We start from the raw sequence: 25,417 nt of genomic DNA, 5'->3' as shown, positions 1-25,417 counted from the left end.
CTGCCTTGACTGGCTCGGCGTCAACAAGACGCCAAGCGGGCCGATGCCACTGCGCCGTGTATGGCGCTTATTGTTTCCAATGAATTTTGATGAACTGAAGCTGGCTCCCGCCATCTTGAAGGCTGTGCACGAGCACGGTTACGACACCCCGACCCCCATCCAGGCGCAAGCCATCCCCGCCGTCCTCGACGGCCACGACCTGCTCGGCGGCGCCCAGACCGGCACCGGCAAGACCGCGGCCTTTACGCTGCCCATGCTGCACAAGCTCAGCATGAGCCGCAGCGCCACCAACAAGTTCGGCGGCACCGGCATCCGCGCCCTCGTGCTGACCCCCACCCGCGAACTCGCGGCCCAGGTCGAAGAGTCGGTGCGCACCTACGGCAAGTACCTGCAGCTCGACTCGACCGTGATCTTCGGCGGCGTCGGCATGAACCCGCAGATCAGCAAGCTCAAGAAGGGCGTCGACATCCTCGTGGCCACCCCGGGCCGCCTGCTCGACCTGCAGCAGCAAGGCATGCTCGACCTGAGCCAGGTCCAGATGCTGATCCTGGACGAAGCCGACCGCATGCTCGACATGGGCTTCATCCACGACGTGAAGAAGATCCTGGCGCTGGTGCCCAAGGAAAAGCAGAGCCTGCTGTTCTCGGCCACCTTCAGCGACGACATCCGCGACCTGGCCTCCACGCTACTGAAGAACCCGCAGAGCATCCAGGTCACGCCGCGCAACACCACGGTGCAGCGCATCACCCAGGTGATCCACCCCGTGGGCCGCGGCAAGAAGAAGGCGCTGCTCGCGCACATCATCAACGAGAACAAGTGGAGCCAGGTGCTCGTGTTCACGCGCACCAAGTTCGGCGCCAACAGCGTGGCCGAATTCCTCACCAAGAACGGCATCGAGGCGATGGCGCTGCACGGCAACAAGAGCCAGAGCGCCCGCACGCAGGCGCTGGCCGGCTTCAAGAGCGGCGATATCCGCGCACTGGTGGCCACCGACATCGCGGCCCGCGGCATCGACATCGACGAGCTGCCGCACGTCGTGAACTACGAAATTCCGAACGTCAGCGAAGACTACGTGCACCGCATCGGCCGTACCGGCCGCGCCGGCTCGAGCGGCGAGGCCGTGAGCTTCGTGTGCCTGGACGAAGAAGGCTTCATGCAGGAAATCGAGCGCTTCACCAAGCAGACGATTCCCGTGCAGATCGTCGAGGGCTTCGGTCCTGAAGAAGGCGAACGCGCCGAACCCATCGCCATGGGTCGCCAGACGATCTGGGGCGGCGCCGGCCGTCCGCCGAGCCGCGACGTGATGCAGGCTGCCGCCAAGGCCGCCCGCACCGAGATGCTGCAACGCATCCGCGAGAACAAGGCCGGCCAGGGTGGCGGCAACGGCGGTGGCGGCGGCAATGGAGGCGGTCAGCGCCGCGGCGGTGGCCAGGGCGGCGGTCAAGGCCGCGGCGCCAATGGCGGCGGCCAGGGCCAGGGTCAAGGCCCGCGCGGTCCTGGCGGCGGTGGTGCTCGCGCACCGCAAGGCCGCGGCCCGCAGGGTCCGGCACGCGCGCCGCACCATGCACCGCACCAGCAAGCCCATCAGCCGCATGACGAGCGCCAGCCGCGCCATCACGGCAACAGCCACAGTCCCACGCAAGCCAACCAGGTCGCGCACCTGCGTGCCGAAGCAGTCGGCGGCGGCGCGGGCCAGCCGGATCCGTTGCGCACCAGCGTCGACCACATGGGTGGCGGCCGCGGGCGTGGACGTCCGGGCGGCGGTGGCGGCGGCTACGGCGGCGGCAACCGTTCGGGCGGCGGTGGCCGCTCGGGTGGTGGCGGCGGCTACGGCGGTGGTGGTGGCCGCTCCGGCGGCGGCGGTGGCCGTTCGTTCGGTCGCTGAAGCGCACGACGCATCCGGGCAGCACATACGCCTGCCCGGAACCTGATCAAGGGCACTTCGGTGCCCTTTTTCGTTGCCGGCATGGCGCTGCCCGGCTCGGGCCACAATTGTTGCGCCATGCAATACATCCCGCCCAACTACGCCACGCTCTTCGTCGCCACCTGCAACCTCCTGAACCTCGCGAACCCGAACCGCGCGTACTACGAGAACCAGGACGCCTACACCGAGCGCGAGTACGAACGCAAGATCGACTGGACCGGCGAGCGCTTCCATGCACTCAATGCCGACGTGCTGGCGGTGCAGGAAGTGTGGGACGAAGCGGCGCTGAAAGCCGCCATCGCGCGCAGCGGCCTGCGCTACGACTTCGTCTCGGCGCCCGGAGCCGAGAACACGCCGCCGCCCGGCAGCCCCGCCGGCACGCCGGCCAGGCCGGGCGCGCAAGGCACGCCGCGCGTGGGCATCGCGACGCGGCTCAAGGTGGACGAGCTCCGCTCCTTCGTCGACTTCCCGCCGGGCTTCGGCGTCGAGGTGCCGGGCCTGGGCGCGCACACCCGCTTCGAACGCCCGCCCCTCTTGGCCACGGTGCGCATGAAGCACGGCCAGCAGGTGCATGTGCTCACGGCGCACCTGAAGTCCAAGCGGCCGAAGTTCCTGCAGGATGCGCAGGGCAACCATCTGGAGGACCGCGACGACCGCAAGGTCGGCGCGATGGCCTCCCTGCGCTCGCTGCTGATGCGCGGCGCGGAAGCCGCGGCCCTGCGCTGCATCGTCATCGACCTGCTGCAGGGCACCAACATGCCGCTGGTGGTGATGGGCGACTTCAACGACAACCCGCACAGCGTGACCACGCAACTGGTGGCCGCCACCTCCGACGTGGCCTACGACAAGGCCGCGCGCGACGTGGCGCTGTTCAACGCCTACGAGATGCAGGGCGAGTCGGCGCTCAAGAAGGACGTGGCCTACTCGCACATCCACCAGGGCTTTCCGGAAGTGCTCGACCAGATCCTGGTGAGCGAGGAGTTCGTGGCCGGCAGCCGCCACAGCCTGGGCGACGTGCGACGCGTCGACTACTTCAACGACCACCTGCACGAAGGGCGCGACCGCTCGCGCTCCGACCACGGTTTCGTGCGCGCCCTGCTGCGGCTGCGCACGAGCTGAGCGCGCGGGCCGCTCAGCCCATGCGCCGGCCGGTCTGCCGGTCGAACAGGTGCACGCGCGGCGTGTCGATCGCCAGGTTGACGATCTCGTCGGGCCGGGCATCGACGCGGCCATGCACCGCCAGCACCAGCCGGGCTTCGCCGACCTGCACCAGCAGTTCGGTTTCCGCGCCCGTGGGCTCGACCACGATCACCTTGGCCGCCACCGACTGCGCTGCGCCGCCGAGCGTGATGTCGCCGGGCCGCACGCCGTAGTGCACCGGCTGGCCGTCGGGCGCCGAGGTGGCGGCCGGCACCGGCCAGCGCGCGCCCTGCGCCTCGACCCAGCAATCGCCGCCCGCGCGGCGCACCGTGCCCTCGATCACGTTCATCGACGGCGAGCCGATGAACTGCGCCACGAACAGGTTGTCGGGCCGGTCGTACAGATCGAGCGGCGTGCCGATCTGCTCGACGATGCCGTCGTGCATCACCACGATGCGGTCGGCCATGGTCATGGCCTCGATCTGGTCGTGTGTCACGTAGACGGTGGTGGTCTTCAGCCGCTGGTGCAGCGCCTTGATCTCGGCGCGCATGGCCACGCGCAGCTTGGCGTCGAGGTTGGACAGCGGCTCGTCGAACAGGAACACCTTCGGGTCGCGCACGATGGCCCGGCCCATGGCCACGCGCTGGCGCTGGCCGCCCGACAGCTCGCGCGGATAGCGGCCCAGCAGGCTGTCGAGGTTGAGGATCTTCGCGGCGCGCGCCACGCGCTCGTCGGTTACCGATTTCTCGGCGCTGCGCAGGCGCAGGCTGAAGCCCATGTTCTCGCCCACCGTCATGTGCGGATACAGCGCGTAGCTCTGGAACACCATCGCGATGTCGCGGTCCTTCGACTCGAGGTCGTTGACCACGCGGCCGTCGATCATGATCTCGCCGCCGCTGATGTCCTCCAGCCCCGCGAGCATGCGCAGCAGGGTCGACTTGCCGCAGCCCGAGGGCCCGACCAGCACCACGAACTCGCCGTCGGTGATGTCGAAGCCCAGGCCCTTGATGATCTGGACCTTGCCGAAGGATTTCTGGATATTGCGAAAGGAAACGGATGCCATCGTGTTGTCCCTGAGTCGTTCGTTCAGCTCTTGACGGCGCCGGCAGTCAGGCCGCCCACCATGTAGCGCTTGAAGGTGTAGTAGATCGCCGCGGGCGGCAGCGCATAGATGAGGCCGGTGGCCATGAGCAGTTCCCACGGCGAGTCGTCGGCCGATAGGAAGTTGCCGAGCGCCACCGCCAGCGTCACGCTCTTGTCGTTGGACAGCAGCAGGAACGCATAGAGGTACTCGTTCCACGCCAGCAGCAGCGAATACGTGCCCACCGCCACCAGCGACGGCACCATCAGCGGCAGGTACACGAGGCGAAACAGCTGCAGCGGCGACGCGCCGTCCATGCGCGCGGCTTCGTCGAGCTCGTAGGGCAGCTTGTCCGAAGCCTGCTTGAGCACCCAGATGCAGTACGGCGACGCGATGGTCACCATCGCCAGGATGAGCGCCCACTGGCTGTTCAGCAGCCCGTAGTTGCCCATGGTCTTGTACATGGGCACGGCCAGGAACGCCGCCGGAATGAAATACGTGAACAGCGCCAGGTTCATCACCGTGCGACCGCCGCGCACCCTGAGCCTGCTGATGGCGAAAGCGGCGGTGGTGGCCACGAACAGCGTGATCGCGCCGACCGACAACGCGATCACCAGCGAGTTCCACAGCTGCAGCCAGAAGTGGTCCAGGTAGAAGTGCTTCTGGTGGAACACCGTGTTGAAGTTCGCCAGCGTCGGCGTGGTCGGCCACAGGTGGCCGGAAGTGGCCGAGTCCTTGGTCGAGAAGGCGAACAACGCCATGTGATAGACCGGGATCAGCGTCCACAGCAGCACCGGGATACCGATGAGCAGCAGCTTGGCCTCGGTCGCTATGGCTTTCGGGGTCCAGCGTTTCATTTCGAAAGCCTCTTCATCATGAAGTACACGAGCGGCAGTATCAAAGGCAGCGCCACCACGATGGATGCCATCGACAGGTCGACCTGGTCCAGACGCAGGTAGCGAATGCCCAGCGTGGCCAGCACGTGCGTCAGGTCGGCGGGGCCGCCACCGGTGAGCAGGTAGACGCTGTTGAAGTCGCCCAGCGTCCAGATCATCGAGAGGATGAGCGAGGTGATGTAGAGCGTCTTGAGCGCGGGCCAGCTCACGAAGCGGAACTTCTGCCACGACGAAGCGCCGTCGACCGACGCGGCCTCGTACTGCTCCCCGGGAATGGCCAGCCGCCCCGCCACCAGGATCAGGGTCCAGAACGGCAGCGACTTCCAGATATGGACCACCATCGCGAAGCCCAGCGCCAACGTCGGGTCGTTGAGCCAGTTGGGGCCGTCGGCGCCCGTGAGGCGGAAGATGGTGGTGTTGATCACGCCCCACTCGGGGTTGAGCATGAAGCGGAACGACAGGATGGTGGGAATCGACGGCATTGCCCAAGGCAGGATGAAGATCGCCGCAACGATCTTGATCCACCAGCGCGAGATGACGAAGAAGCCCGACAGCACCAGCGCCACCAGCATCTTGACGTTGATGGCCACGATCAGGAACACGACCGTGTTGATGACGGAGCGAAAGAAGATCGGGTCTTCGACCAGCTTCACGTAGCTTTGCGGATGGCGTGCGAGCCAGAGCCCGTACCCCACCGGGTAGAGCACGAACACCACGAACACCAGCAGGTAGGGCACGACCATCACCGCGCCCCAGAACTGCCAGCGCGCATGACGCGCACCCGGGTTGGCAACAGGTGCCGCGGTGGTCGCGGCGGCGGGGTTGGAAGCGGTGACGGTCGAGCTCATGGCGTCGGCTGCTGTGCGTTCGTCAAAAGTGCCGCGCTTACTGCGCCGCCACCGTCTTGATGCGCGCGATCATTTCGTCGACCGCCTTGTCCACCGGCACCTTGTCGGTGACGATGCGGCTCATGGCCTTGGCCCACACGTTCTCGTTGTTCAGCACGGTGAAGCGGTAGTTCTTGGTGAACTCGAAGGTCACGGTGCCCGCTGCGTACTGGTTGTAGACCGACAGGCGATGCGGGTCGGCCTTCCAGAAGTCGCGCTGCTGCGCGGCCTTGGTCACCGGGAACCAGCGGCCCAGCGATCCTTCGACGTACGGCGTGAGGTTTTCTTCCTGCAGCAGGAAGGCCACGAACTCCTTGGCACGCGCCTTGTTCTTCGCGTCCTTGAACACCACGCCGGTCTTCACGGCCGTGCGGTAGACCATCTTGCTGCCGTCAGGCTTGTTGGGGAAGCCCGCGGTGCGGATGCGCTCGGTGTAGTTCTTGCGCGCTTCCTCGCGCTGCTCCGGCGTGAGCGACGCGTTGGTCGAGTCGTCGAGCCACTTGGCGGCGATGGAGATGGTCGCGTTGTGCGTCATCACGGTCGTCTTGTTGTGGAACGCGACGTTGTTGTCCGGGTCCTTCCAGCTGGTGGAAGAAGGCGGCGTGCAGCCCTTGGTGTAGGGCGCGGTGTAGTCGGTCATGGCGCCGATGAGGCCGGTGCGCACCTTCGGGTCGTCGACCAGCAGCTTGCCGTTGTCGTCCACCAGCTTGACGTTGTAGGCGTCCATGAAGGTCAGGAACGAATAGAAGGCGTCGCTCGAATCCACGCCCATCGGCTGGCCGATGCCGAAGGTGCGCTTGCCGCTTTCCTTGCGGCTGGCGGGCTGCACCTTGTCGCACCAGAACGACCAGTAGTCCTTCCAGCCGGTGGGAATGTCCGACTCCTTGAAGCCCGCCTCCGCCAGCATGTCGCGCCAGTACTCGATGTGCATCGTCTGCTGCTTGATCGGGAACGCGTAGTACGCCTTGGCCTTGGTCTGGTCGTTGTAGAGGTACGTGGTCTCCAGCGTGTTGGGCGCGAAACGGTCCTTCATGGGCGTGAGCACGCTGCCGATGTCCTCGAGCTTGCCGTCGTAGGCCCACTTGCCGGTGACCTGGAAGTCGTACACGTCGGCGTACGCCACGTCGGGCGGGCTGCCGGAGTCGAGCGCGGACACGGTCTTGGGGATCATGTCCTGCACCGGGTACTGCGACAGCTCGATCTTGACGTTCTTGTTCTTCTCCTCGAACTTCTTGATGGCGGCGAACAGAGCGTCGTCCTCCGCCTTGTAGAAGCCCTTGACCCACCAGACGGTGAGTTTCTCCTGCGCGGCGGCATTGCCCGCCGCTATGAGGCCCAACGCAACCAGCGTCGGCGCGATCAACGATTTGACGAGTTTCATGCTTGTTGTCTCCTTCTCTTCTTCGGTGGAATCGGCTCGGGGGGCGAGCCAGGGTGGAAAGAACCGGATGCGAACTGCGGGAAAACGCGTGGACCGCGCCGAGGCTGCTAGCTGGCCTTGAGCCTGGGCGGCGGCCTGCTCAGGCGGGGCAGGCGCCGGCGCGAGCCGAGCACGTCCTCGATGTCCTGCCGGGCGCCGTCGATGAGCCGGATGATGGCTAGCTCGGCCTTCGCGGGGTCGTGCGCGATCACCGCGTCGAGCACCGCGCGATGCAGCGGCAGCGACAGCGTGGGCCCGTCGGGCTTGGTGGTCGATATCTCGAAGCTGGTGCGCAGCAGCGCGTTGAGCACCTTGCTCATCTGCGAAATCATGCGGTTGCCCGCGGCAGCCAGCAGGCCGTTGTGAAAGCGCAGGTCGAAGGTGACGTAGTCGCCGCCGTTCTCCACGGCTTCCTTCATGCCTGCGTAGGCGGCCTCGATCTCCTCGATGTCCTTGTCGCTCGCGCGCTCGGCCGCGAGCCGTACCGCGGCGGGCTCGACCACGCGGCGCAGGTCCTGCAGGTCGCGCAGGAACTCGGGCGTGAGGCCCGCCCTCGCCTGCCAGGTGATGACGTCCGGGTCGAACCAGTTCCACTTGTCCTTGGGCAGCACGCGCGTGCCGACCTTCGGCCCGGTGACGATGAGCCCCTTGGCCGCCAGCGACTTGATGGCCTCGCGCACCACCGTGCGGCTCACGCCGAGTTCCTCGCCAAGAACGGGCTCGGCGGGGATCGACGCGCCGATGGCGTAGCGACCCGACACCACGGCTTCACCGAGCAGCTCGAGCGTTCGACCGTGGATGTTCTTGATCATGTGCGATGTGAATTCCGGTATCCCGCCGATCCAAAAAACAAAGGCTCTGGCAGGCTGTCCGCGCTTATCATATGATGATTGAAATTGCATCCCGGCAGGACAAACCCTGAGGTTTGTCGCCCCAAAAAACGGCATACGGAGACAAACCCCATGAGCACAATCCCCAAGAAGAAACCCGGCGAACTTCGCAGCCAGCAATGGTTCGGCCGCAACGACCGCGACGGCTTCATCTACAGAAGCTGGATGAAGGGCAAGGGCGTGCCGCACGACCAGTTCGACGGTCGCCCGGTCATCGGCATCTGCAACACCTTCAGCGAACTCACGCCCTGCAACTCGCACTTCCGCACGCTTGCCGAGCAGGTGAAGATCGGCGTGTACGAAGCAGGCGGCTTCCCGCTCGAATTCCCGGTGATGTCGCTCGGCGAAACGCTGCTGCGCCCCACCGCCATGCTGTATCGCAACCTCGCGAGCATGGACGTGGAAGAAAGCATTCGCGGCAACCCGCTCGACGGCGTGGTGCTGCTCATGGGCTGCGACAAGACCACGCCCGCGCTCATGATGGGCGCCGCCAGCGTCGACCTGCCGACCATCGGCGTGTCGGGCGGCCCCATGCTCTCGGGCAAGTGGCGCGGCCAGGAGCTGGGCTCTGGCACCGGCGTGTGGCAGATGAGCGAGCAGGTGCGCGCCGGCACGCTCAAGCTGCAGGAATTCTTCGAGGCCGAGAGCTGCATGCACCGCAGCCACGGCCACTGCATGACGATGGGCACCGCGAGCACCATGGCCAGCATGGTCGAGTCTCTGGGCATCGGCCTGCCGGGCAATGCCGCCTACCCCGCCGTCGACGGCCGCCGCAACGTGCTCGCGCGCCAGGCCGGCCGGCGCATCGTCGACATGGTGCATGAAGACATGAACATGTCGAAGATCCTCACGCGCCAGGCCATCGAGAACGCGATCAAGGTCAACGCGGCCATCGGCGGCTCGACCAACTTCGTGATCCATCTGCTGGCCATCGCGGGCCGCATCGGCGTCGACCTCACGCTCGACGACTTCGACCGCCTGGCCGCCGAGCTGCCCTGCCTGGTGAACCTGCAGCCGTCGGGCCAGTACCTGATGGAAGACTTCTGCTACGCGGGCGGCCTGCCGGTGGTGATCAAGGAAATCGCCGATCACCTGCACAAGGACATCCTCACCGTCACCGGCCAGAGCGTGTGGGAGAACGTGAAGGACGCCGAGAACTACGGCCCGCAGGTCATCCGCACGCTGGCCGAGCCCTTCAAGGACAAGGCCGGCATCTGCGTGCTGCGCGGCAACCTGGCGCCCAACGGCGCGATCATCAAGCCCAGCGCGGCCACGCCCGAACTGCTGGTGCACAAGGGCCGCGCGGTGGTGTTCGAAAGCGCCGAAGACCTGCACAAGCGCATCGACGACGAGACCCTGGACATCGACGAGCACTGCGTCATGGTGCTGAAGAACTGCGGGCCCAAGGGCTACCCCGGCATGGCCGAAGCGGGCAACATGCCGCTGCCGCCGAAGGTGCTGCGCAAGGGCATCACCGACATGGTGCGCATCAGCGACGCGCGCATGAGCGGCACGGCCTACGGCACGGTGGTGCTGCACACGGCGCCCGAGGCGGCCGCCGGCGGTCCGCTGGCATTGGTGCAGGACGGCGACATCGTCGAGCTCGACGTGCCCAACCGCAAGCTGCATCTGCATGTGAGCGATGAAGAGCTGGCGCGTCGACGCGAGAAGTGGGTTGCGCCCAAGGCGCCGCTGGACTCGGGCTACTGGAAGCTTTACGTCGACACGGTGCTGCAGGCCGACCAGGGCGCGGACCTGGCCTTCCTGCGCGGTCGCCGCGGCGCCTTCGTGCCGCGCGACAATCACTAGATGACAAGACTGGTAGCAATCGACTGGGGCACGAGTTCACTGCGCGGCGCCTTGCTGGACGCCCACGGCAAGGTGCTGGAAGAGCGCAGCGACGCGCGCGGCATCCTCACCGTGCCTGAAGGCGGCTTTCCCGCCGTCTTCGAGACACTGTTCGGCGACTGGATGCATGCCGAAGGCACCCGCTGCCTGATCTCCGGCATGGCCGGCAGCAAGCAGGGCTGGGTCGAGGCGCCGTATTGCGCCTGCCCGGCGGGGCGCGTCGAGGTGGGCCGAAAGATCATCGACATCGACGCCATCCCTGGCGCGCGCATCGCGATCGTGCCGGGCCTGAGCGACGAGCATGCCGGTGTGCCCGACGTGATGCGCGGCGAGGAAGTGCAGATCTTCGGCGCCATGTCGATCACCGGGCTGGACGACGGCGTCTTCGTGCTGCCCGGCACCCACAACAAATGGGTCACGGTCAAGAAAGGCCGCGTGGCGGGCTTTCGCACCTACATGACGGGCGAGTTCTATGCGCTGCTGAGCCAGCACTCGATCCTCGGGCGCACGCTCGATGCAACAGCGCCGCTCGACGAAGCAGCTTTCCTCGAAGGCGTGACGCGCTCCGAGAACGGCCACGGCCTGCTGCACAACGCCTTCGGCGCGCGCACGCTGGCGCTGTTCGAGCGCATGCCGAAGCAGGAACTCGCCAGCTATCTCTCGGGCCTGCTGATCGGCGAAGAGCTTCGCACGCAATCGCTGCAGGCGGTGGGTGAAGTGGTGCTGATCGGCTCGCCCGCCCTCACCCAGCGCTACACGCTCGCGCTGCGCGCCACCGGCGTCGCCACGCGCACGCTGGGCGCAGAAGCCACCTGGGCCGGACTGCACGCGCTGTCCGGCTTTCTCGACACCGACAGAACCGCGGCCGCATGACCACCACTCCTCTCGAAAAATTCAACGCCGCGATGCGCGAGCTGCCCCTGGTGGCGATCCTGCGCGGCCTCACGCCCGCCGAAGCGGCGGATGTCGGCGACGCCATCGTCGAGCCGGGCTTCCGGCTGCTCGAAGTACCGCTCAACTCGCCGCAGCCGCTGGAGAGCATCGCGCTGATGCGCAAGCGCTTTCCGCAGGCACTGGTCGGCGCCGGCACGGTGCTCGCGCCGCAGCAGGTGCGCGACGTGCACGCGGCCGGCGGGGAGCTGATCGTTTCGCCCAACTACAACGCCGATGTCATCGCCGAAGCCGCGCGGCTCGGCATGGTCTGCCTGCCCGGCGTGATGACGCCCACCGAGGCCTTCGGCGCGCTCGCGGCCGGCGCCACCGGGCTCAAGCTGTTTCCGGCGGAGCTGGCTTCGCCGGCCGTGGTGAAGGCGCTGTTGGCGGTGCTGCCGGCCGGCACGCCGGTGATGCCCGTGGGCGGCATCACGCCGTCGAACATGGCCGATTGGCGGGCTGGCGGCGCTGCCGGCTTCGGCATCGGCTCCGCGCTCTACAAGCCCGGCAAGCAGGCCGCGGCGGTGCGCGAAGACGCCAGGAAATTCATCGCGGCCTGGACCGGAGCGATCCAGGCCTGACCACCCCGGCCAATCCACAAGAAGCAGGAGACCCACCGATGTCCGCCGATTCCGACTACGCCAGCCCCGCCGTCCGCAAGCTGCGCGAAGACCTCGCACTGGCCCTTCGCGCCGCCGCCCACCACGGGCTGTCCGAAGGTGTGTGCAACCATTTCAGCGTGATGCTGCCGGGCGCGCAGGACCGCTACCTCATCAACCCGCGCGGGCTGCACTGGAGCGAGATCGGCCCCGACGACATCGTGCTGATCGACGTGCACGGCGAAGTGCTCGCCGGCCGCCACCGCGTGGAGCCCACCGCCCTCTTCATCCACGGCGCGGTGCACCGCCTCACGGGCCACGCGGTGGTGCTGCATTGCCACATGCCCTACGCCACGGCGCTCACGATCACGGTCGACCGCGCGCTCGACCCCACGGCGAGCCAGAACGCGATGCGCTACATGAACCGCATCGCCATCGACGCCGAATACAACGGCCTGGCGCTCGACGACGCCGAGGGCGAACGCATCGCCCGCGCGATGTCGGGCAAGGACGTGGCCTTTCTGGCGAACCACGGCGTGATCGTGGCGGGCGGCACCATCGCCCACGCCTACGACGACCTTTACTACCTGGAGCGCGCCTGCCTGCACCAGGTGATCGCGCAATCGACCGGGCGGCCGCTGGCACCGGTCGATTCGAAACTTGCCGCGCACGTGGCGGCGCAGATCCAGGGCGAACGCGAGCAGTCGGACCTGTTCTTCGAGGCGCTGCGGCGCATGCTGCCGGCGCCGCGCGCCTGAGCGCCAAGTCCCTTCACAATTGTGTCCGGCCCATGCCGCGTCCTACGCGCATGGGCTTACAGCTCTTCATCCGATTTCGCTCCAGCCTTACAAGAACTTCACACAAGGCCGCGAGGATGAGGCTTCAAACAACACAAGTGGGGATCAGAGATGAAAAAGCTTACTTTGGCATTCGGCGCCGCGGCCTTGTTGTCGCTGGCCGCATTCACCGCACCGGCGCAGGCACAGCCCGGCGGCAGCTTCATTCAGGCACAGGTGTACGTCGTGCCGCCACCGCCGCCGCGCCGTCATTACTACGCGCCGCCTCCGCCGCGCTACTACCACGGCCCGCGCCACTACCACGGCGGCGACCGCTACTACCGCGACCGCCGCTGGGATGACCGCCGCCATGGTCGCCGTGACAACGACGGTGACGGCGTGCCCAACCGCTACGACCGCCGGCCGAACAACCCCTATCGCTACTGAGGCCGCGAGGCTTTATCGGGCAGGCGCCGTCGCATAGGGCGGCGTGTCGCTCGACAGGCCCTGCTTGAGCTGGCGCGTGACTGTGTCGGCCAGCACCTCGGGCCTGCCTGCCTCCACGCCTTCCAGGGCCTGCCGCGCCACGTCGTCGGGCGAAGCCTTGGCACCGGGCACATGCGCGGCCATGTCGGTGTCCATGAAGGCCACGTGCAGGCTGGTGACCTGCGTGCCCTGCCCCGCGAGTTCGTTGCGCAGCCCGTTGCTCAGCGACCATGCGGCCGACTTGGTCGTGCTGTAGGTCGCCACGCCCGGGAAGGTGGTCCAGCTCAGGGCCGACAACACGTTGAGCACCGCGCCGCCGCCGTTGGCCGCGAGCACCGGGGCGAAGGCCTGCGTCACGGCCCAGGGGCCGAAGAAATTGGTTTCGAATTCGGCGCGCGCAGCGGCCATCGCGTCAGGCGAGCCCAGGAGGCTCGATCCGCGCGAGATGCCGGCGTTGTTGACCAGCACCGAAACATCGCCGCATGCCCGCACGGCCGCCTCGATCTGCGCGGGCTGCGTCACGTCGAGCGCGACGGGTGTCACACCCGGCAGCGTGACGGTCTTCGGGTCGCGCGCCGCGCCGTAGACCTTGCGCGCGCCCGCGGCCAGCGCCGCTTTTGCGAACGCAAGGCCGAGGCCGCGGTTGGCGCCGGTGATGAAGACGACGGAATCCTTGATCTGCATGATGTGCCTTTGTCTGGGTTTGGAGAGTCGTCGGAAACTGTTGCTTCAGGCCTGCGCCACGCGGCGCAGCAAGCCGTTGGTCGTGCGCGGCCAGCCCACCCGGCCGAACCACGCGCCACCCGCGATGGCCGACGCGATCACGATGCCGTACACCACCAGCGCAACGCCCTGCGCCGCGAACACGCCCGTGAGCCCGCCGCCCCAGCGCAGCGCGAGCCAGCCGCCCGTGCCGGCCACCGCGAGCCGCGCGATGTTGCCGAGCACCGGCCACAGCAGCCGGCCCGCGCCCTGCGACGCGAAATACAGCACCAGCCCGACGCCGAAGAAGCCGTAGAGCGGCCCCACCACGCGCAGGTAGTGCGCGCCGGTCTCCAGCATCGCGGGGTCGTTGCCGAACAGCAGCAACCAGGGGCGCGGGAACAGCGCCGCCGCAAGGCCGATCGTCTCGGTCAGCGCGAAAGCCAGCGCCGCGCCGGCCCAGGTGGCGCGCAGCGCCCGTTCGCGCTGCCCGGCGCCCATGCAGGTGCCGACCATCGCGACCAGCGGCGCGCCAAGGCCGAACACCAGCGGCACCAGCAGGTATTCGAGCCGCGAAGCCGTGCCGTAGCCGGCCAACGCGCCCGAGCCGAAATGCCCGGTCAGCGCGGTCGCGATGCCGATCGACAGGTTGGTGGCCACGGTGGACACCGCCCCCACCAGCCCGATGCGCAGGATGTCGCGGAACAGCGGCCAGCGCAGCTTGAGCGCAGCGAGCGTGGGCCGCAGCAGGCTGCGCGGCGAACGCAAATAGACGATGAGCGCGATGGAGCCCAGCAGGTAATACAGCAGCAGCGCCATCGCGCCGCCGGCGATGCCCATGCCCGGCAGCGGCCCGATGCCGAAGATCAGCAGCGGCGACGCCGGAATCAGGAACACCACGCCCACCACCGTCACGTTGGCCGGCACCGACATGTTGCCGGTGCCGCGGATGATGGCCGACAGCGAGTTGAACAGCCACACCAGCACCGCGCCCGAGAACACCCAGTGCGAGTAAGTGAGCGCGGCTTCGAGCGCCGGTCCAGTGCCGCCCATGATCCCGTAGAGCCAGCGCCCACCCAGCAGCAGCGCGAGCGTGAAGCACAGGCCGAAGCCCAGCGCGATGACGATGGCGTGCCACACCAGCGCATCGGCATCGGCGCGACGCCGCGCGCCGAGCGCACGGGCGATGGACGAGGCGATGCCGCCGCCCATCGCGCCGCTGGAGGTCATCTGCATCAGCATGACGATGGGGAACACGAGCGCCATGCCCGCGAGCGCGTCGGTGCCGAGCTTGCCGACGAAGTAGGTTTCGATCAGCCCGACGGAGGCCTGCGCCACCATCACCAGCACATTGGGCGCGGCCAGGCGCAGCAGCGTGGGAACGATGGGCGCCTCGAGCAGGCGGCGGGTGCGGGGGTCGAGTTCGGCGGTGTTGCCGGGAGCGGTCATGGCGGGCCTCGATGGGTTCGGGTCAGGCGCGTGCCGCGGCGGACGCCACCGGCGTGCCGGTCTTGGACGCGGGGCGGCGGATCATCATCACGATCAGCGCCGCCACCAGGCAGGCCGCGCCGGCCGCGTAGAGCGCGGGGGTGTAGGTCAGCAGCAGCGTGCGCGCGAAGCCCGCGCCGTAGGCGGCCGTGGCGGCGCCCAGCTGATGCGCGGCGAAGACCCAACCGAACACCAGCCCCACCTTGGCCGGACCGAAGGCCGCGCCCGCGAGCTTGACGGTGGGCGGCACGGTGGCGATCCAGTCGAGGCCGTAGAACATCGCGAAGATGCCCAGGCCGTAGATGGTGAACTCCGAGTGCGGCAGCCAGAACAGCGAGAGCCCGCGCAGGCCGTAGTACCAGAAGAGCAGCTTGCGGTTGTCGTAGCGGTCCGACAGCCAGCCCGACAGGATGGTGCCGACGAAGTCGAAGGCGCCCATCATCGCGAGCACCGACGCCGCGGGCACGGCGCCCATGCCGTTGTCGCCGCACAGCGAGATGAAGTGCGTCTGCACGAGGCCGTTGGTGCTCAGGCCGCAGATGAAGAAGGTGCCGGCCAGGATCCAGAAGGTGCGGTTGGTCGAGACTTCCTTCAGCACGCGGAACGGCGTGGCGAAGTTCATGGCAGGGACAGCGGCGGCGGGCGTGGCCGGCTGCGTGCCGGGCTTTTCGCCGTAGGGCAGCAGGCCGATGTCGGACGGGCGGTTGCGCATCAGGCACAGCGCCAGCAGGCCGATGAGGATGCTGCCGATCACGATCGGCACGATGGCCGAGCGCCAGCCCCAGTGCTCGATCATCCAGGCCGCGAACGGCAGGAACGCCAGTTGCCCCGTGGCCGAGCTGGCCGTGAGCATGCCGATGACCAGGCCGCGCCGCGCCACGAACCAGCGGTTGGCCACCACCGCGCCGAGCACCAGCGCGGTCATGCCGGTGCCCAGGCCCAGCATCAGGCTCCACAGCACGAACAGCTGCCACAGCTGCGAAGCCATCGTGACCAGCGCCATGCCCAGCCCCACCAGCGCGAGACCGGTGCAGATGACGGCGCGCAGGCCGTAGCGCTCCATGAGCACGGCGGCGAACGGGCCCATGAGGCCGAACAGCGCGAAGCGCAGCGCGAGCGCCGACGAGATCTGCTCGGTGCTCCAGCCGAATTCCTGGCCGAGCGGCTTGAGCATGGCGCCCGGCAGGCCCAGCGCGGCCGACATGGTCAGCATGGTCAGGAAGGTGATGGCGGCGACGATCCAGCCGTAGTGGATGCCGCGGCGCTGCAGCCATGCGGAAACTTGGTTGGCGAACATGGGACCTCGGATGTTGGTATGCGGTGTAGAGGACGAAGAAAAAACGGGGTCAGCGCGCGGCCGTGCGCGTGATGTGAATACGGGGGGAAACGGTTGGCGGGGGGCGGGTCAGTCGTCGGCGTCGGGGGCTTCGTCGGCGCCCAGCAGTTCCATCGACTCGTCGATCAGCAGGTGCAGCGCCAGCACGCGCTCCACGCCCAGCAGCGCATTGAGCTTCTGCTGCGCGGTCTTCCAGTGGCCCAGCGCCTCGCGCCGTTTCTCCTCGCCCTCCGGCGTGACCTGCACCAGCCGGCTGCGCGCATCGGCGCCCGCGGTCTGCGCCACGAAGCCGGCGGTGATCAGCGGCTGCAGGTTGCGGCTCAGGGTGGAGGCGGTCATCTTGAGTTCGGCGGCCAGGTCGACCGGGCGGCTGGGGCCGATGCGGGCCAGGTTCGACAGCAGCGAGTACTGCGTGGTCTTCAGGCCGCTCTTCGACACCTCGGCGTCGTAGAACTGCGAAAGGCGGCGCGACAACTGGCGAACCTTGAAGCTGGTGCAGCCGCGTGGCTTGGTGGGGGTGTCCATGGGATATTATTGTATGTGCAACTATTGCATATGCAATCAAACCCTCCCGACAAAGCCCCCAGAAGGAACACAGGCATGACACAGAACCCCAGCCAGCTCGAATCCTGGATCGCCGAAGAACGCCGCATTGCCGAGCGCCTCGAGGCCGGCCCGGGCCCCGGCCTCGCGCGCCCCGAACAGATCGCGGGCAAGACCGGCCTCGAAGTGATGCAGGCCATGCTGGCCGGCGAGATTCCCTACGCGGCCATCGCCAAGACGCTGGATTTCACGATCATGGAAGTGCGCGCCGGCGTGGCCATCTTCCAGGGCACGCCACTGCCGCAGCACCTGAACCCGCTGGGCACCATCCACGGCGGCTGGGTCGCGACGATGCTCGACTCCGCCCTGGGCTGCTCGGTGCACACCATGATGCCGCCCGGCCGCGCCTACACCACCGCCGAGCTTGGCGTGAACTACGTCAAGGGCCTCACGCCCAAGGTGCAGCGCGTGCGCGCCGAGGGCAAGGTGATCCATTGCGGCAAGCAGCTGGCCACCGCCGAAGCGCGCCTCTACGGACCCGACGGCACGCTGTACGCGCACGCCACGACCACCTGCCTGGTGTTCGAGATCCCGCCGGCGCGCTGAGCCTCGCGGCGCCTTGTCTTGCGACAGGGCGCAGTAGGCCTTCGATCCGTAAGTCCAAAGGCGGCGCCACCTCCACCCTCCAGTGATAATTATTCGCATCCGGCGCCCACATCAGGCGCCGGAGCTATCTAGAACACCCGCTCCTGGAGGATCTTCATGACCGAACGCTCAAGCGTCCAAGGCCGCGCCGCGCGCGCACTGCTCGGCGCCAGCGCCACCTTGCTGGCCGTCGCCGCCCTGCCCGCGCAGGCCGCCACCGACGAGCTCACGCTCTACACGACGCGCGAGCCGGCGCTGATCCAGCCGCTCATCTCCGCATTCAGCGCGCAGAGCAACATCAAGGTCAACACCGTGTTCGTGAAGGACGGCCTGCTGGAACGCGTGAAGGCCGAAGGCGCGCGCTCGCCGGCCGACGTGCTGATGACGGTGGACATCGGCAACCTCATGGACCTGGTCGACGGCGGCGTGACACAGCCGGTGAAGTCGGCGGTGCTCGAGTCGGCCATTCCCGCCAACCTGCGCGGCGCCGACGGCCAGTGGTTCTCGCTCTCGATGCGCGCACGCGTGCTGTACGCCGACAAGAGCCTGCCGCTCACCAGCTTCCGCTACGAAGACCTGGCCAACCCCAAGTACAAGGGCAAGGTCTGCATCCGCGCCGGACAGCACCCCTACAACACCGCGCTGGTCGCCTCGCTGATCGCGCACGACGGCGAAGCCAAGGCCGAGCAGTGGCTGCGCGGCGTCAAGGCCAACCTGGCGCGCAAGGCCACCGGCGGCGACCGCGACGTGGCGCGCGACATCCTGGGCGGCATCTGCGACATCGGCCTGGCCAACTCGTACTACGTCGGCCAGATGAAGAGCGCCAAGGAAGGCACCGACGCGCGCAAGTGGGGCGACGCCATCAAGGTGGTGCGCCCGACCTTCGCCAACGCCAAGAGCGGCGGCACGCACGTCAACATCAGCGGCGCGTCGGTGGCCAAGAACGCGCCGCAGCGCGCCAACGCGGTCAAGCTGCTCGAGTTCCTGGTGTCGGAGCCGGCACAGGCGCTCTACGCGCAGGCCAACTACGAATACCCGGTGCGCAAGGGCGTGGCGCTCGATCCGATCATCGGCCAGACCATCGGCGAGCTGAAGGTCGATCCGCTGCCGCTGACCGAGATCGCCAAGTACCGCAAGCAGGCCAGCGCCCTTGTCGACAAGGTCGGCTTCGACCAATAGCGTTGGCTCACCCCCAGGCTGCGGCGCACTGCGTGTCGCCTTCGCCACCCCCCTACCGGGGGCAACACCGGTGGCCCGGCAAAGCCGGTTCCACGGTGTTCCTCGCTGAAGCAAAAGCGCGCGCAATGGGCGCCCTGTGTTTCGCATGAACATCGGCGGTCGGTATGGGGGCCTGCAAGCCGCGGGCCCGGCCTGGCGCTGCGCGTCTTTCCTGATCGCCCTTGGCGTGCTCGCGCCGGTGCTCACGCTGGCCTGGCTCGCGTTCGGCTCGGGCGTGGGGCATTGGGGGCCGCTGTTCGCGCACGTGCTGCCGCAGGCGGCGCTCAACACGGCCTTGCTGCTGGCCGGCGTCGGCACGCTGGTGCTGCTGATCGGCACCGGCTGCGCCTGGCTGGTGACGGCGCACGACTTCCCCGGGCGCGGCGTGCTGCACTGGGCGCTGCTGCTGCCGCTGGCGATGCCGACCTACATCGTCGCTTTCGCCTATCTCGACCTGCTGCACCCCATCGGCCCGGTGCAGGGCGCCATCCGCTGGATGCTGGGCTTCGACAGCCCGCGCCAGTTCCGCCTGCCCGACCTGCGCTCGATGCCCGGCGCGATCTTCGTGCTGGGCTTCGTGCTGTACCCCTACGTCTACATGACGGCGCGCGCCATGTTCATGACGCAGCCGGCCCACCTGATGGAAGCCGCGCGCATGCTCGGCGAGAGCCGGCGCGGCGCGTTCTTCCGCGTGGCGCTGCCGCTCGCGCGGCCGGCGCTGGCCGTGGGCCTGAGCCTGGCGCTGCTGGAAACGCTCAACGACATCGGCGCCTCCGAATTCCTGGGCGTCAACACGCTCACCGTGGCGGTCTACACCACCTGGATCACGCGCTCCGACCTCGCGGGCGCCGCGCAGATCGCATGCGCCATGCTGTTCATGGTGGTGGCGCTGGTCTGGCTCGAACGCAGCGGCCGCAGGCACCAGCGCTTCGGCTCGGCGCAGCGCATGCGCGCGGTGCAGCCGCGCCGGCTGCGCGGCGGGGCCGCATGGGCCGCGACCGCCGCCGCCGCGCTGCCGGTGCTGATCGGCTTCGTCGCCCCGGCGCTCTACCTCGTCTGGGAGAGCGCCAAGCGGCTGCGCCAGGGCGGCGGCATTTCACAGGGCCTGCTCGCGAGCCTGGGCAACACGCTGGCGTTGGCCGCGGGCGTGACCGTGGCGGCCGTGGCCGCGGGCCTGGTGGTCGCCTGGGCCGCGCGCACGCAAGGCTCCGGCATCAACCGCGCGCGCTGGCAGGCGCGCGTCGCCACCCTGGGCTATGCGGTGCCTGGCACGGTGCTCGCCATCGGCCTGCTGACGCCCGCGCTGGCCTTCGACGCCGCGCTGGCCACGGCCTTCGGCTGGCAGGGCCTGCCGCTGATGGCCGCCGGCGTGGTGCTGGTGGTGGCCTGCACGATCCGCTTCCTGGCAATGCCGGTGGGCGGCATCGAGGCGGGTCTTTCGCGCATTCCGCCGGCCATCGAGCAGGCCTCGCGGCTGCTCGGCGAAACCACCGGCGGCACGCTGCGCCGCGTGCACCTGCCGCTGCTGCGCCCCGCGCTCGCGGCCGGCGCACTGCTGGTGTTCGTCGACGCGATGAAAGAGTTACCCGCCACGCTGCTGCTGCGGCCGGCCAATTTCGACACCCTCGCCACCTGGCTCTACGCCGAGGCCGCGCGCGGCACCTACGAGGAAGGCGCGATCGCCGCGCTCGCCATCGTGCTGGCCGGCCTGCTGCCGGTGGTGCTGCTGGCACGCAACCAGCTGGGCACGCCCGCCGCCACTTTCAGTCCGGACACGCCATGAGTTCTTCGCTGCACCTCGAATCGGTACGGCTCGCCTACGACACGCCGCGCGGACCGCACACCGTGGTCGACGACTTTTCGCTCGCGCTGGCCGCGGGCGACATCGCCTGCCTGTTCGGCCCCTCGGGCTGCGGCAAGACCACGGTGCTGCGCGCCATCGCCGGCTTCGAGCCGGTGCGTGCCGGCAGCATCCGCCTGGGCGATGCATTGCTGTCGTCCAGCCAGATCCACCTGCCGCCCGAGCAGCGGCGCGTAGGCATGATGTTCCAGGAATACGCGCTGTTCCCGCACCTGTCGGCCGCCAGGAACGTGGCCTTCGGGCTGCGCCGCCTGCCTCGCGCCGCGCAGCGCGAGCGCGTGGCCGAGATGCTCGCGCTGGTCGGCCTGGCCGATGCCGCGGAGCGCTATCCGCACGAGCTTTCGGGCGGGCAGCAGCAACGCATCGCGCTGGCCCGCGCGCTCGCGCCCTCGCCCGCGCTGCTGCTGCTCGACGAGCCTTTCTCCAACCTCGACGGCGGCACGCGCGAGCGCCTGACGGCGCAGGTGCGAGACATCCTCAAGCAGGCGGGCCAGACCGCGATCCTGGTGACGCACAACGAGGCCGAGGCACAGGCCATGGCCGACCGCATCGGCGTGATGCACGGCGGGCGCGTCACGCACTGGCAAGGCACCGCGGTGGCATAGCACAAGGACACGGTTTTACGAATGGGCTTTTCGGGAAAAGGTTGTTCGGCCCCGCAAGAATCGCGGCGATCCGAAACCACCTTTCGAGAACGGAAAGCCCCATGTCCCCGACACTCACACTCGTCAGCCACCTGCTGTGCCCCTACGTGCAGCGCGCAGCGATCGCGCTGCATGAAAAAGGCGTGCCCTTCGAGCGCGTCGTGATCGACCTCGCGAACAAGCCCCAGTGGTTTCTCGACATCTCGCCGCTGGGCAAGGTGCCGCTGCTGAAGGTGCGCCGGCCCGACGACTCCGAAGCCGTGCTGTTCGAGAGCAACGTGATCTGCGAATACCTCGAAGAAACGCAGCCCGGCGCGCGCCTGCACCCCGAAGACCCGCTCGCCCGAGCCCAGCACCGTGCATGGATGGAGTTCGGCTCGGCCATCCTCGCCGACGTCTGGGGCTACGAAACCACGCAGGACGCCGCCGTGTTCGAACAGAAGCGGCTCGCGCTCGCGGCCAGGTTCGAGCGCGTCGAGGCCACGCTCGGCGAAGGCCCCTACTTCGCGGGCAAGAACTTCAGCCTGGTCGACGCGGTGTTCGCGCCGGTGTTCCGCTACTTCGAGGTGTTCGACGCGATCAGCGACTCGCATGTGTTCGACGGCAAGCCCAGGCTGAACGCATGGCGGCAGGCGCTCGCGGCCCGCCCCAGCGTGCGCGACGCGGTGGTGCCCGAGTACCCGCGGCACCTCATGGACTTCCTGCGCAAGCACCAGGCCCACCTGCTGACCCTGGCGGCTTGATCGCCACACGCGGAGGCCGACAATAGCGGCCTCCCCTTTCATAACTACACGGCACCACGAGATGCGACTTCTTCACACCATGCTGCGCGTCGGCAACCTCCAGCGCTCCATCGACTTCTACACCAAGGTGCTCGGCATGAACCTGCTGCGCACGTCGGAAAACCCCGAATACAAGTACAGCCTCGCCTTCATCGGCTACGGCAATGGCAACCCCGACCAGGCCGAGATCGAGCTGACCTACAACTGGGGCACCGAGAGCTACGAGCTCGGCACCGCCTACGGCCACATCGCGCTCGGCGTGCCCGACGCCTACGCGGCCTGCGAGAAGATCAAGGCGGCGGGCGGCAACGTCACGCGCGAGGCCGGCCCGGTCAAGGGCGGCACCACCGTCATCGCCTTCGTGACGGACCCCGACGGGTACAAGATCGAGCTGATCCAGCGCGACGAAGGCGCGGCCGGCGGCGGCCTGCGCTGACCCCATACGGAACCGCTCCATGCCCGCGAAGAAACCTGCAAGCACGACCCGCCATGTCGCGCTGCTGCGCGGCGTGAACGTCAACGGCATCACGATCAAGAGCGCCGAACTCAAGGCGCTCTTCGTCGAGCTGGGCTTCGGCGCGGTGCGCACCGTGCTCGCCAGCGGCAACGTGCTGTTCGACACCGACGAAAGCGATGCCGCCGCGCTGCGCACCCGCATCGAGCAGGCCCTGCGCAAGCGATTCGGCTACGACGCCTGGATCGTGCTGCTCACGCAAAAGGCCGTGGTCGGCATGGCCGCGGCCTATCCCTTCGAGCGCATCGACGAAGAGCGGCACCCGTATCTGGTGTTCGGCTCCGACGCCGCCGTGCTCGACGAGATCATCGAGAAGGCCGGCAGCGTCGATGCCAAGGTCGAGCGGCTGAAGCACGGCAAGGGGGTGCTCTACTGGCAATGCCCGCGTGGCGAGAGCACCGACACGCCGGTCGCCAAGCTGCTCGCGAAGACGCGCTACAAGTCGAGCACCACCGCGCGCAACCTGCGCACGGTGGAAAAACTGCTCACGGACTGAAGGGGCCGCCCGGCTGGTGCGCCACTCGCCAGCATCAGTGAAAACGTGAACTTAAGTGGCACAAAAGTTGCGATAGATTCAAATTCATACAAATCTATAACAGCTTCATTGATGCGTATCTTCAGTTCCCTTCCCTTCGCCGCAACGGCGGCCGCCGTCGCCACGTCCCTCCTCGCCTCATGTGGCGGCTCCGGTTCTTCCTTCAGCTTCACGCCCATTCCCACAGGCACGTCGCAGCCGCCGGCGGCCACGCCCCCGGTAGCCGACGCATCGCCGCCCGCGGTGCGCTTCGACCCCGCCCTGTGCACGCAGCAGGCAGGCACGCCGCACGGCCAGACGGCCGGCATCACCGGCACCAACTTGATGGTGACCTCGGCCCACTACGAAGCCTCGAAGGCCGGCTGCAAGATCCTCGCGACCGGCGGCACCGCCATCGACGCGGCCATCGCGGTGCAGGCCGTGCTGGGCACGGCAGAGCCCTTTGCCTCGGGCCTGGGCGGCGGCACGCTCATCACCTACTACGACGCGGCCAGCAAGAAGGTGCGCACCTTCGACGGGCTGTCGGCGGCGCCGTCGAACACCGCCGGCGCGAGCACGGTCTACCAGGCCGTGGCGCAGGACGTGTCCAACGGCTGCAAGGCGGGCCTCACGGTCGGCGCCAGCATTTCGGCGCAGCAGGGCAACACCAACATCTCCGCGCGCGCCGTGGGCATCCCGGGCACCGTGGCGGTGCTCGACCTGGTCCACCGCAGCTACGGCAAGAAGGCCTGGAACACGCTGTGGGACGACGCCATCGGCCTCGCCGAAAACGGCTTCCCGATGACCAAGTACATGTACGCCACGCTGTACGCCGACGGCGCCGAGTTCGACGACGACGGCAACCCGGTCGCGGCCGGCACCGGCGTGTCGGCCTGGGTGAACTCGGCGGGTACCGCCAAGGGCGCGCCGCGCTGCAAGTACCCCGACATCGCCAGGCGCTACTGCGACGCGTCGGACGCCAGCATGCAGAAGCCGCTGCCGATCGGCACGGTCATCAAGAACGCCGAACTCGCGCAGACCATGAAGCTGGTGCGCGACGGCGGCGCCACCGCCTTCTACGACCCGGCGCAGGACACGGTGAAGGCCATCGTGCAACGCACCACCACCGGCAGCCTGCCCTGCAAGTCGACGCTCCCGTCCGCTGGAACGGTGAACAACCCGAGCGTCGCGGGCACCATCGCGTCGATCCCCAGCCTGATGGTGGCGGCCGACTTCCCGGCCTACAAGGCGGTGGAACGCAAGCCGCTGGTCGGCTCGCGCTTCGGCACCACCATCTACACGCAGCCCGCGCCGTCCTTCGGCGGCTTCGTCACGCTCTACTCGCTGGGCATCCTCGAGCGCAAGCAGGCGCAGACCGAGAGCACGCTGGACACGCCGCGCTTCGTGTACCTCGCGGCCGAGGCCAGCCGGCTGGCCAACGTCGACCGCCGCGCGGTGATCGGCGACCCGGCGTACTCGAACGTCAACGCGCGCGCCTCGGTGCTGCTGAGCGATGCGGAACTCGACAGGCGCGCGGCCCAGATCGGCAGCACCGCCTTCACCGATGCGCCGCTGGGCAACGTCGGCAGCTTCGTGGCGAGCAACCCGGCGGGCTACGACACCATGTCCGCCCGCGCCAAGCCGCTCGGCAGGACGATGCTCGCGCAAGCCCCGCGAAGCGGCACCGGCGGGCATGAGGAAGACTGGAACACCACCAGCAACGTCGCCATCATCGACGGCTACGGCAATGCGCTGTCGATGACCACCACCATCAACACGCACTGGGGCGCGCACATCGAGGCGGCGGGCATCATGCTCAACGACGTGATGTCGAACTTCTCGGCCGGCACGCCGATCAGCGGTTCCGACGTCAACGGCTACGCCGGCACCAAGCGCCCGCGCACGTCGATCTCCCCGGCCATCGCCTTCGACAGCGCGGGCAAGCTGCGGCTGGTGTGGGGTTCGGCCGGTGGCGGCCCGATCCCCGACTACATCGTGAAGACCTTCATGGGCAACGTGGTCTACGGCATGGACATCCAGGCCGCGGTGAACGCGCCCAACTTCACGGGCCAGAACGGCAATGCCGAACTGGAAGCGGGATCGGCCCTGGCGCCGCTGGCGGGCGACATGCGCACGCGCTTCGGCTACACCACGAGCAACCTGCTGGTCACGGGCCTCCTGAGCGGCATCAGCGGCATTGCAGTGACGCAGAACGCGAACGGCACCGCCACCTACAGCGGCGCCGCGGACAACCGCCGTTCGGGCGCCGCCTACGGCTACTGAGCAAAAG

General features: G+C 68.2%; 24 protein-coding genes. 15 read left to right on the top strand and 9 right to left on the bottom strand.

What is annotated here, in order from left to right; genetic code table 11:
• Nucleotides 1-79: 79 nt before the first annotated feature.
• Both L3V85_RS12620 and L3V85_RS12615 read left to right on the top strand, forming a co-directional pair.
• Nucleotides 80-1,885 carry a DEAD/DEAH box helicase gene (locus L3V85_RS12620; protein ID WP_237679544.1) on the top strand — a complete coding sequence of 602 codons (1,806 nt, stop codon included), beginning with the start codon at nucleotides 80-82 and terminating at the stop codon, nucleotides 1,883-1,885.
• A gap of 117 nt (nucleotides 1,886-2,002) precedes the next feature.
• Complete coding sequence (locus L3V85_RS12615; RefSeq protein WP_237679543.1) at nucleotides 2,003-3,043, top strand: endonuclease/exonuclease/phosphatase family protein; 1,041 nt, start codon at nucleotides 2,003-2,005, stop codon at nucleotides 3,041-3,043.
• Nucleotides 3,044-3,056: 13 nt separating this feature from the next.
• Here the strand turns inward: L3V85_RS12615 and L3V85_RS12610 are convergent, their stop codons facing one another.
• From L3V85_RS12610 to L3V85_RS12590, 5 genes are all read right to left on the bottom strand, one after another.
• Nucleotides 3,057-4,127, bottom strand: coding sequence for an ABC transporter ATP-binding protein (locus L3V85_RS12610; protein ID WP_237679542.1), 1,071 nt, complete (start codon nucleotides 4,125-4,127; stop codon nucleotides 3,057-3,059).
• Between the two features lie 23 nt (nucleotides 4,128-4,150).
• Nucleotides 4,151-5,002, bottom strand: a complete 852-nt coding sequence (locus L3V85_RS12605; protein ID WP_237679541.1) for a carbohydrate ABC transporter permease — start codon at nucleotides 5,000-5,002, stop codon at nucleotides 4,151-4,153.
• The gene (locus L3V85_RS12600; RefSeq protein ID WP_237679540.1) at nucleotides 4,999-5,889 is read right to left on the bottom strand and encodes a carbohydrate ABC transporter permease; all 891 of its coding nucleotides are present in this window, start codon (nucleotides 5,887-5,889) and stop codon (nucleotides 4,999-5,001) included. Before L3V85_RS12600 ends, L3V85_RS12605 begins: the two co-directional genes overlap by 4 nt.
• A 37-nt stretch (nucleotides 5,890-5,926) precedes the next feature.
• Nucleotides 5,927-7,309 (bottom strand): ABC transporter substrate-binding protein, encoded by a 1,383-nt coding sequence (locus tag L3V85_RS12595; RefSeq protein ID WP_237679539.1) that lies wholly within the window; start codon nucleotides 7,307-7,309, stop codon nucleotides 5,927-5,929.
• Nucleotides 7,310-7,416: 107 nt separating this feature from the next.
• A complete protein-coding gene (locus L3V85_RS12590; RefSeq protein ID WP_237679538.1) occupies nucleotides 7,417-8,160 on the bottom strand; it encodes a FadR/GntR family transcriptional regulator in 744 nt (247 codons plus the stop codon).
• A 150-nt stretch (nucleotides 8,161-8,310) separates the two neighbouring features.
• Here L3V85_RS12590 and L3V85_RS12585 point away from each other — a divergent pair, with 150 nt between their 5' ends.
• The 5 genes from L3V85_RS12585 (at nucleotide 8,311) to L3V85_RS12565 (ending at nucleotide 12,841) form a co-directional block, all read left to right on the top strand.
• Nucleotides 8,311-10,047 (top strand): IlvD/Edd family dehydratase, encoded by a 1,737-nt coding sequence (locus tag L3V85_RS12585; protein ID WP_237679537.1) that lies wholly within the window; start codon nucleotides 8,311-8,313, stop codon nucleotides 10,045-10,047.
• Nucleotides 10,048-10,959, top strand: a complete 912-nt coding sequence (locus L3V85_RS12580) for a 2-dehydro-3-deoxygalactonokinase (RefSeq protein WP_237679536.1) — start codon at nucleotides 10,048-10,050, stop codon at nucleotides 10,957-10,959.
• Nucleotides 10,956-11,600 carry a 2-dehydro-3-deoxy-6-phosphogalactonate aldolase gene (locus L3V85_RS12575; RefSeq protein WP_237679535.1) on the top strand — a complete coding sequence of 215 codons (645 nt, stop codon included), beginning with the start codon at nucleotides 10,956-10,958 and terminating at the stop codon, nucleotides 11,598-11,600. Before L3V85_RS12580 ends, L3V85_RS12575 begins: the two co-directional genes overlap by 4 nt.
• 38 nt (nucleotides 11,601-11,638) lie before the next feature.
• Entirely contained in the window at nucleotides 11,639-12,376 is a 738-nt protein-coding gene (locus tag L3V85_RS12570) for an aldolase (RefSeq protein ID WP_237679534.1), read from the top strand.
• A gap of 150 nt (nucleotides 12,377-12,526) precedes the next feature.
• Nucleotides 12,527-12,841 carry a hypothetical protein gene (locus L3V85_RS12565; protein WP_237679533.1) on the top strand — a complete coding sequence of 105 codons (315 nt, stop codon included), beginning with the start codon at nucleotides 12,527-12,529 and terminating at the stop codon, nucleotides 12,839-12,841.
• Between the two features lie 12 nt (nucleotides 12,842-12,853).
• On the opposite strand, the gene L3V85_RS12560 is transcribed toward L3V85_RS12565, so the two are convergent.
• The 4 genes from L3V85_RS12560 to L3V85_RS12545 all read right to left on the bottom strand — a co-directional run bounded on the left by L3V85_RS12560 (nucleotide 12,854) and on the right by L3V85_RS12545 (nucleotide 16,931).
• On the bottom strand, nucleotides 12,854-13,564 hold the full coding sequence (locus tag L3V85_RS12560; protein ID WP_237679532.1) for an SDR family oxidoreductase: 711 nt from the start codon (nucleotides 13,562-13,564) through the stop codon (nucleotides 12,854-12,856).
• A gap of 45 nt (nucleotides 13,565-13,609) precedes the next feature.
• Complete coding sequence (locus tag L3V85_RS12555) at nucleotides 13,610-15,031, bottom strand: MATE family efflux transporter (protein WP_237679531.1); 1,422 nt, start codon at nucleotides 15,029-15,031, stop codon at nucleotides 13,610-13,612.
• A 22-nt stretch (nucleotides 15,032-15,053) separates the two neighbouring features.
• Nucleotides 15,054-16,367 (bottom strand): MFS transporter, encoded by a 1,314-nt coding sequence (locus L3V85_RS12550; protein WP_237679530.1) that lies wholly within the window; start codon nucleotides 16,365-16,367, stop codon nucleotides 15,054-15,056.
• A gap of 108 nt (nucleotides 16,368-16,475) precedes the next feature.
• Complete coding sequence (locus L3V85_RS12545; protein ID WP_237679529.1) at nucleotides 16,476-16,931, bottom strand: MarR family winged helix-turn-helix transcriptional regulator; 456 nt, start codon at nucleotides 16,929-16,931, stop codon at nucleotides 16,476-16,478.
• Between the two features lie 75 nt (nucleotides 16,932-17,006).
• Between L3V85_RS12545 and L3V85_RS12540 the strand changes: the two genes are divergently transcribed.
• From L3V85_RS12540 to L3V85_RS12505, 8 genes are all read left to right on the top strand, one after another.
• Entirely contained in the window at nucleotides 17,007-17,555 is a 549-nt protein-coding gene (locus L3V85_RS12540; protein WP_237679528.1) for a PaaI family thioesterase, read from the top strand.
• A 156-nt stretch (nucleotides 17,556-17,711) separates the two neighbouring features.
• Nucleotides 17,712-18,773, top strand: coding sequence for a Fe(3+) ABC transporter substrate-binding protein (locus L3V85_RS12535; protein ID WP_237679527.1), 1,062 nt, complete (start codon nucleotides 17,712-17,714; stop codon nucleotides 18,771-18,773).
• A 145-nt stretch (nucleotides 18,774-18,918) separates the two neighbouring features.
• Nucleotides 18,919-20,595: an ABC transporter permease gene (locus L3V85_RS12530; protein WP_237679526.1), complete on the top strand. Its 1,677-nt coding sequence runs from the start codon at nucleotides 18,919-18,921 to the stop codon at nucleotides 20,593-20,595.
• Nucleotides 20,592-21,278, top strand: coding sequence for an ABC transporter ATP-binding protein (locus tag L3V85_RS12525; RefSeq protein WP_237679525.1), 687 nt, complete (start codon nucleotides 20,592-20,594; stop codon nucleotides 21,276-21,278). The genes L3V85_RS12530 and L3V85_RS12525 overlap by 4 nt, the downstream gene beginning before the upstream one ends.
• A gap of 101 nt (nucleotides 21,279-21,379) precedes the next feature.
• A complete protein-coding gene (locus L3V85_RS12520) occupies nucleotides 21,380-22,060 on the top strand; it encodes a glutathione S-transferase family protein (RefSeq protein ID WP_237679524.1) in 681 nt (226 codons plus the stop codon).
• Nucleotides 22,061-22,121: 61 nt separating this feature from the next.
• Nucleotides 22,122-22,535: a lactoylglutathione lyase gene (gene gloA, locus L3V85_RS12515; protein ID WP_237679523.1), complete on the top strand. Its 414-nt coding sequence runs from the start codon at nucleotides 22,122-22,124 to the stop codon at nucleotides 22,533-22,535.
• A 19-nt stretch (nucleotides 22,536-22,554) separates the two neighbouring features.
• Nucleotides 22,555-23,109, top strand: coding sequence for a DUF1697 domain-containing protein (locus L3V85_RS12510; protein WP_237679522.1), 555 nt, complete (start codon nucleotides 22,555-22,557; stop codon nucleotides 23,107-23,109).
• 111 nt (nucleotides 23,110-23,220) lie between these two features.
• Nucleotides 23,221-25,410: a gamma-glutamyltransferase gene (locus tag L3V85_RS12505; protein WP_237679521.1), complete on the top strand. Its 2,190-nt coding sequence runs from the start codon at nucleotides 23,221-23,223 to the stop codon at nucleotides 25,408-25,410.
• The last annotated feature ends 7 nt before the right edge of the window (nucleotides 25,411-25,417 follow it).

Origin of the sequence: Variovorax paradoxus (assembly GCF_022009635.1) — a bacterium.
Taxonomy (GTDB): domain Bacteria; phylum Pseudomonadota; class Gammaproteobacteria; order Burkholderiales; family Burkholderiaceae_C; genus Variovorax.
This window is presented reverse-complemented; position numbering and strand designations above follow the sequence as displayed.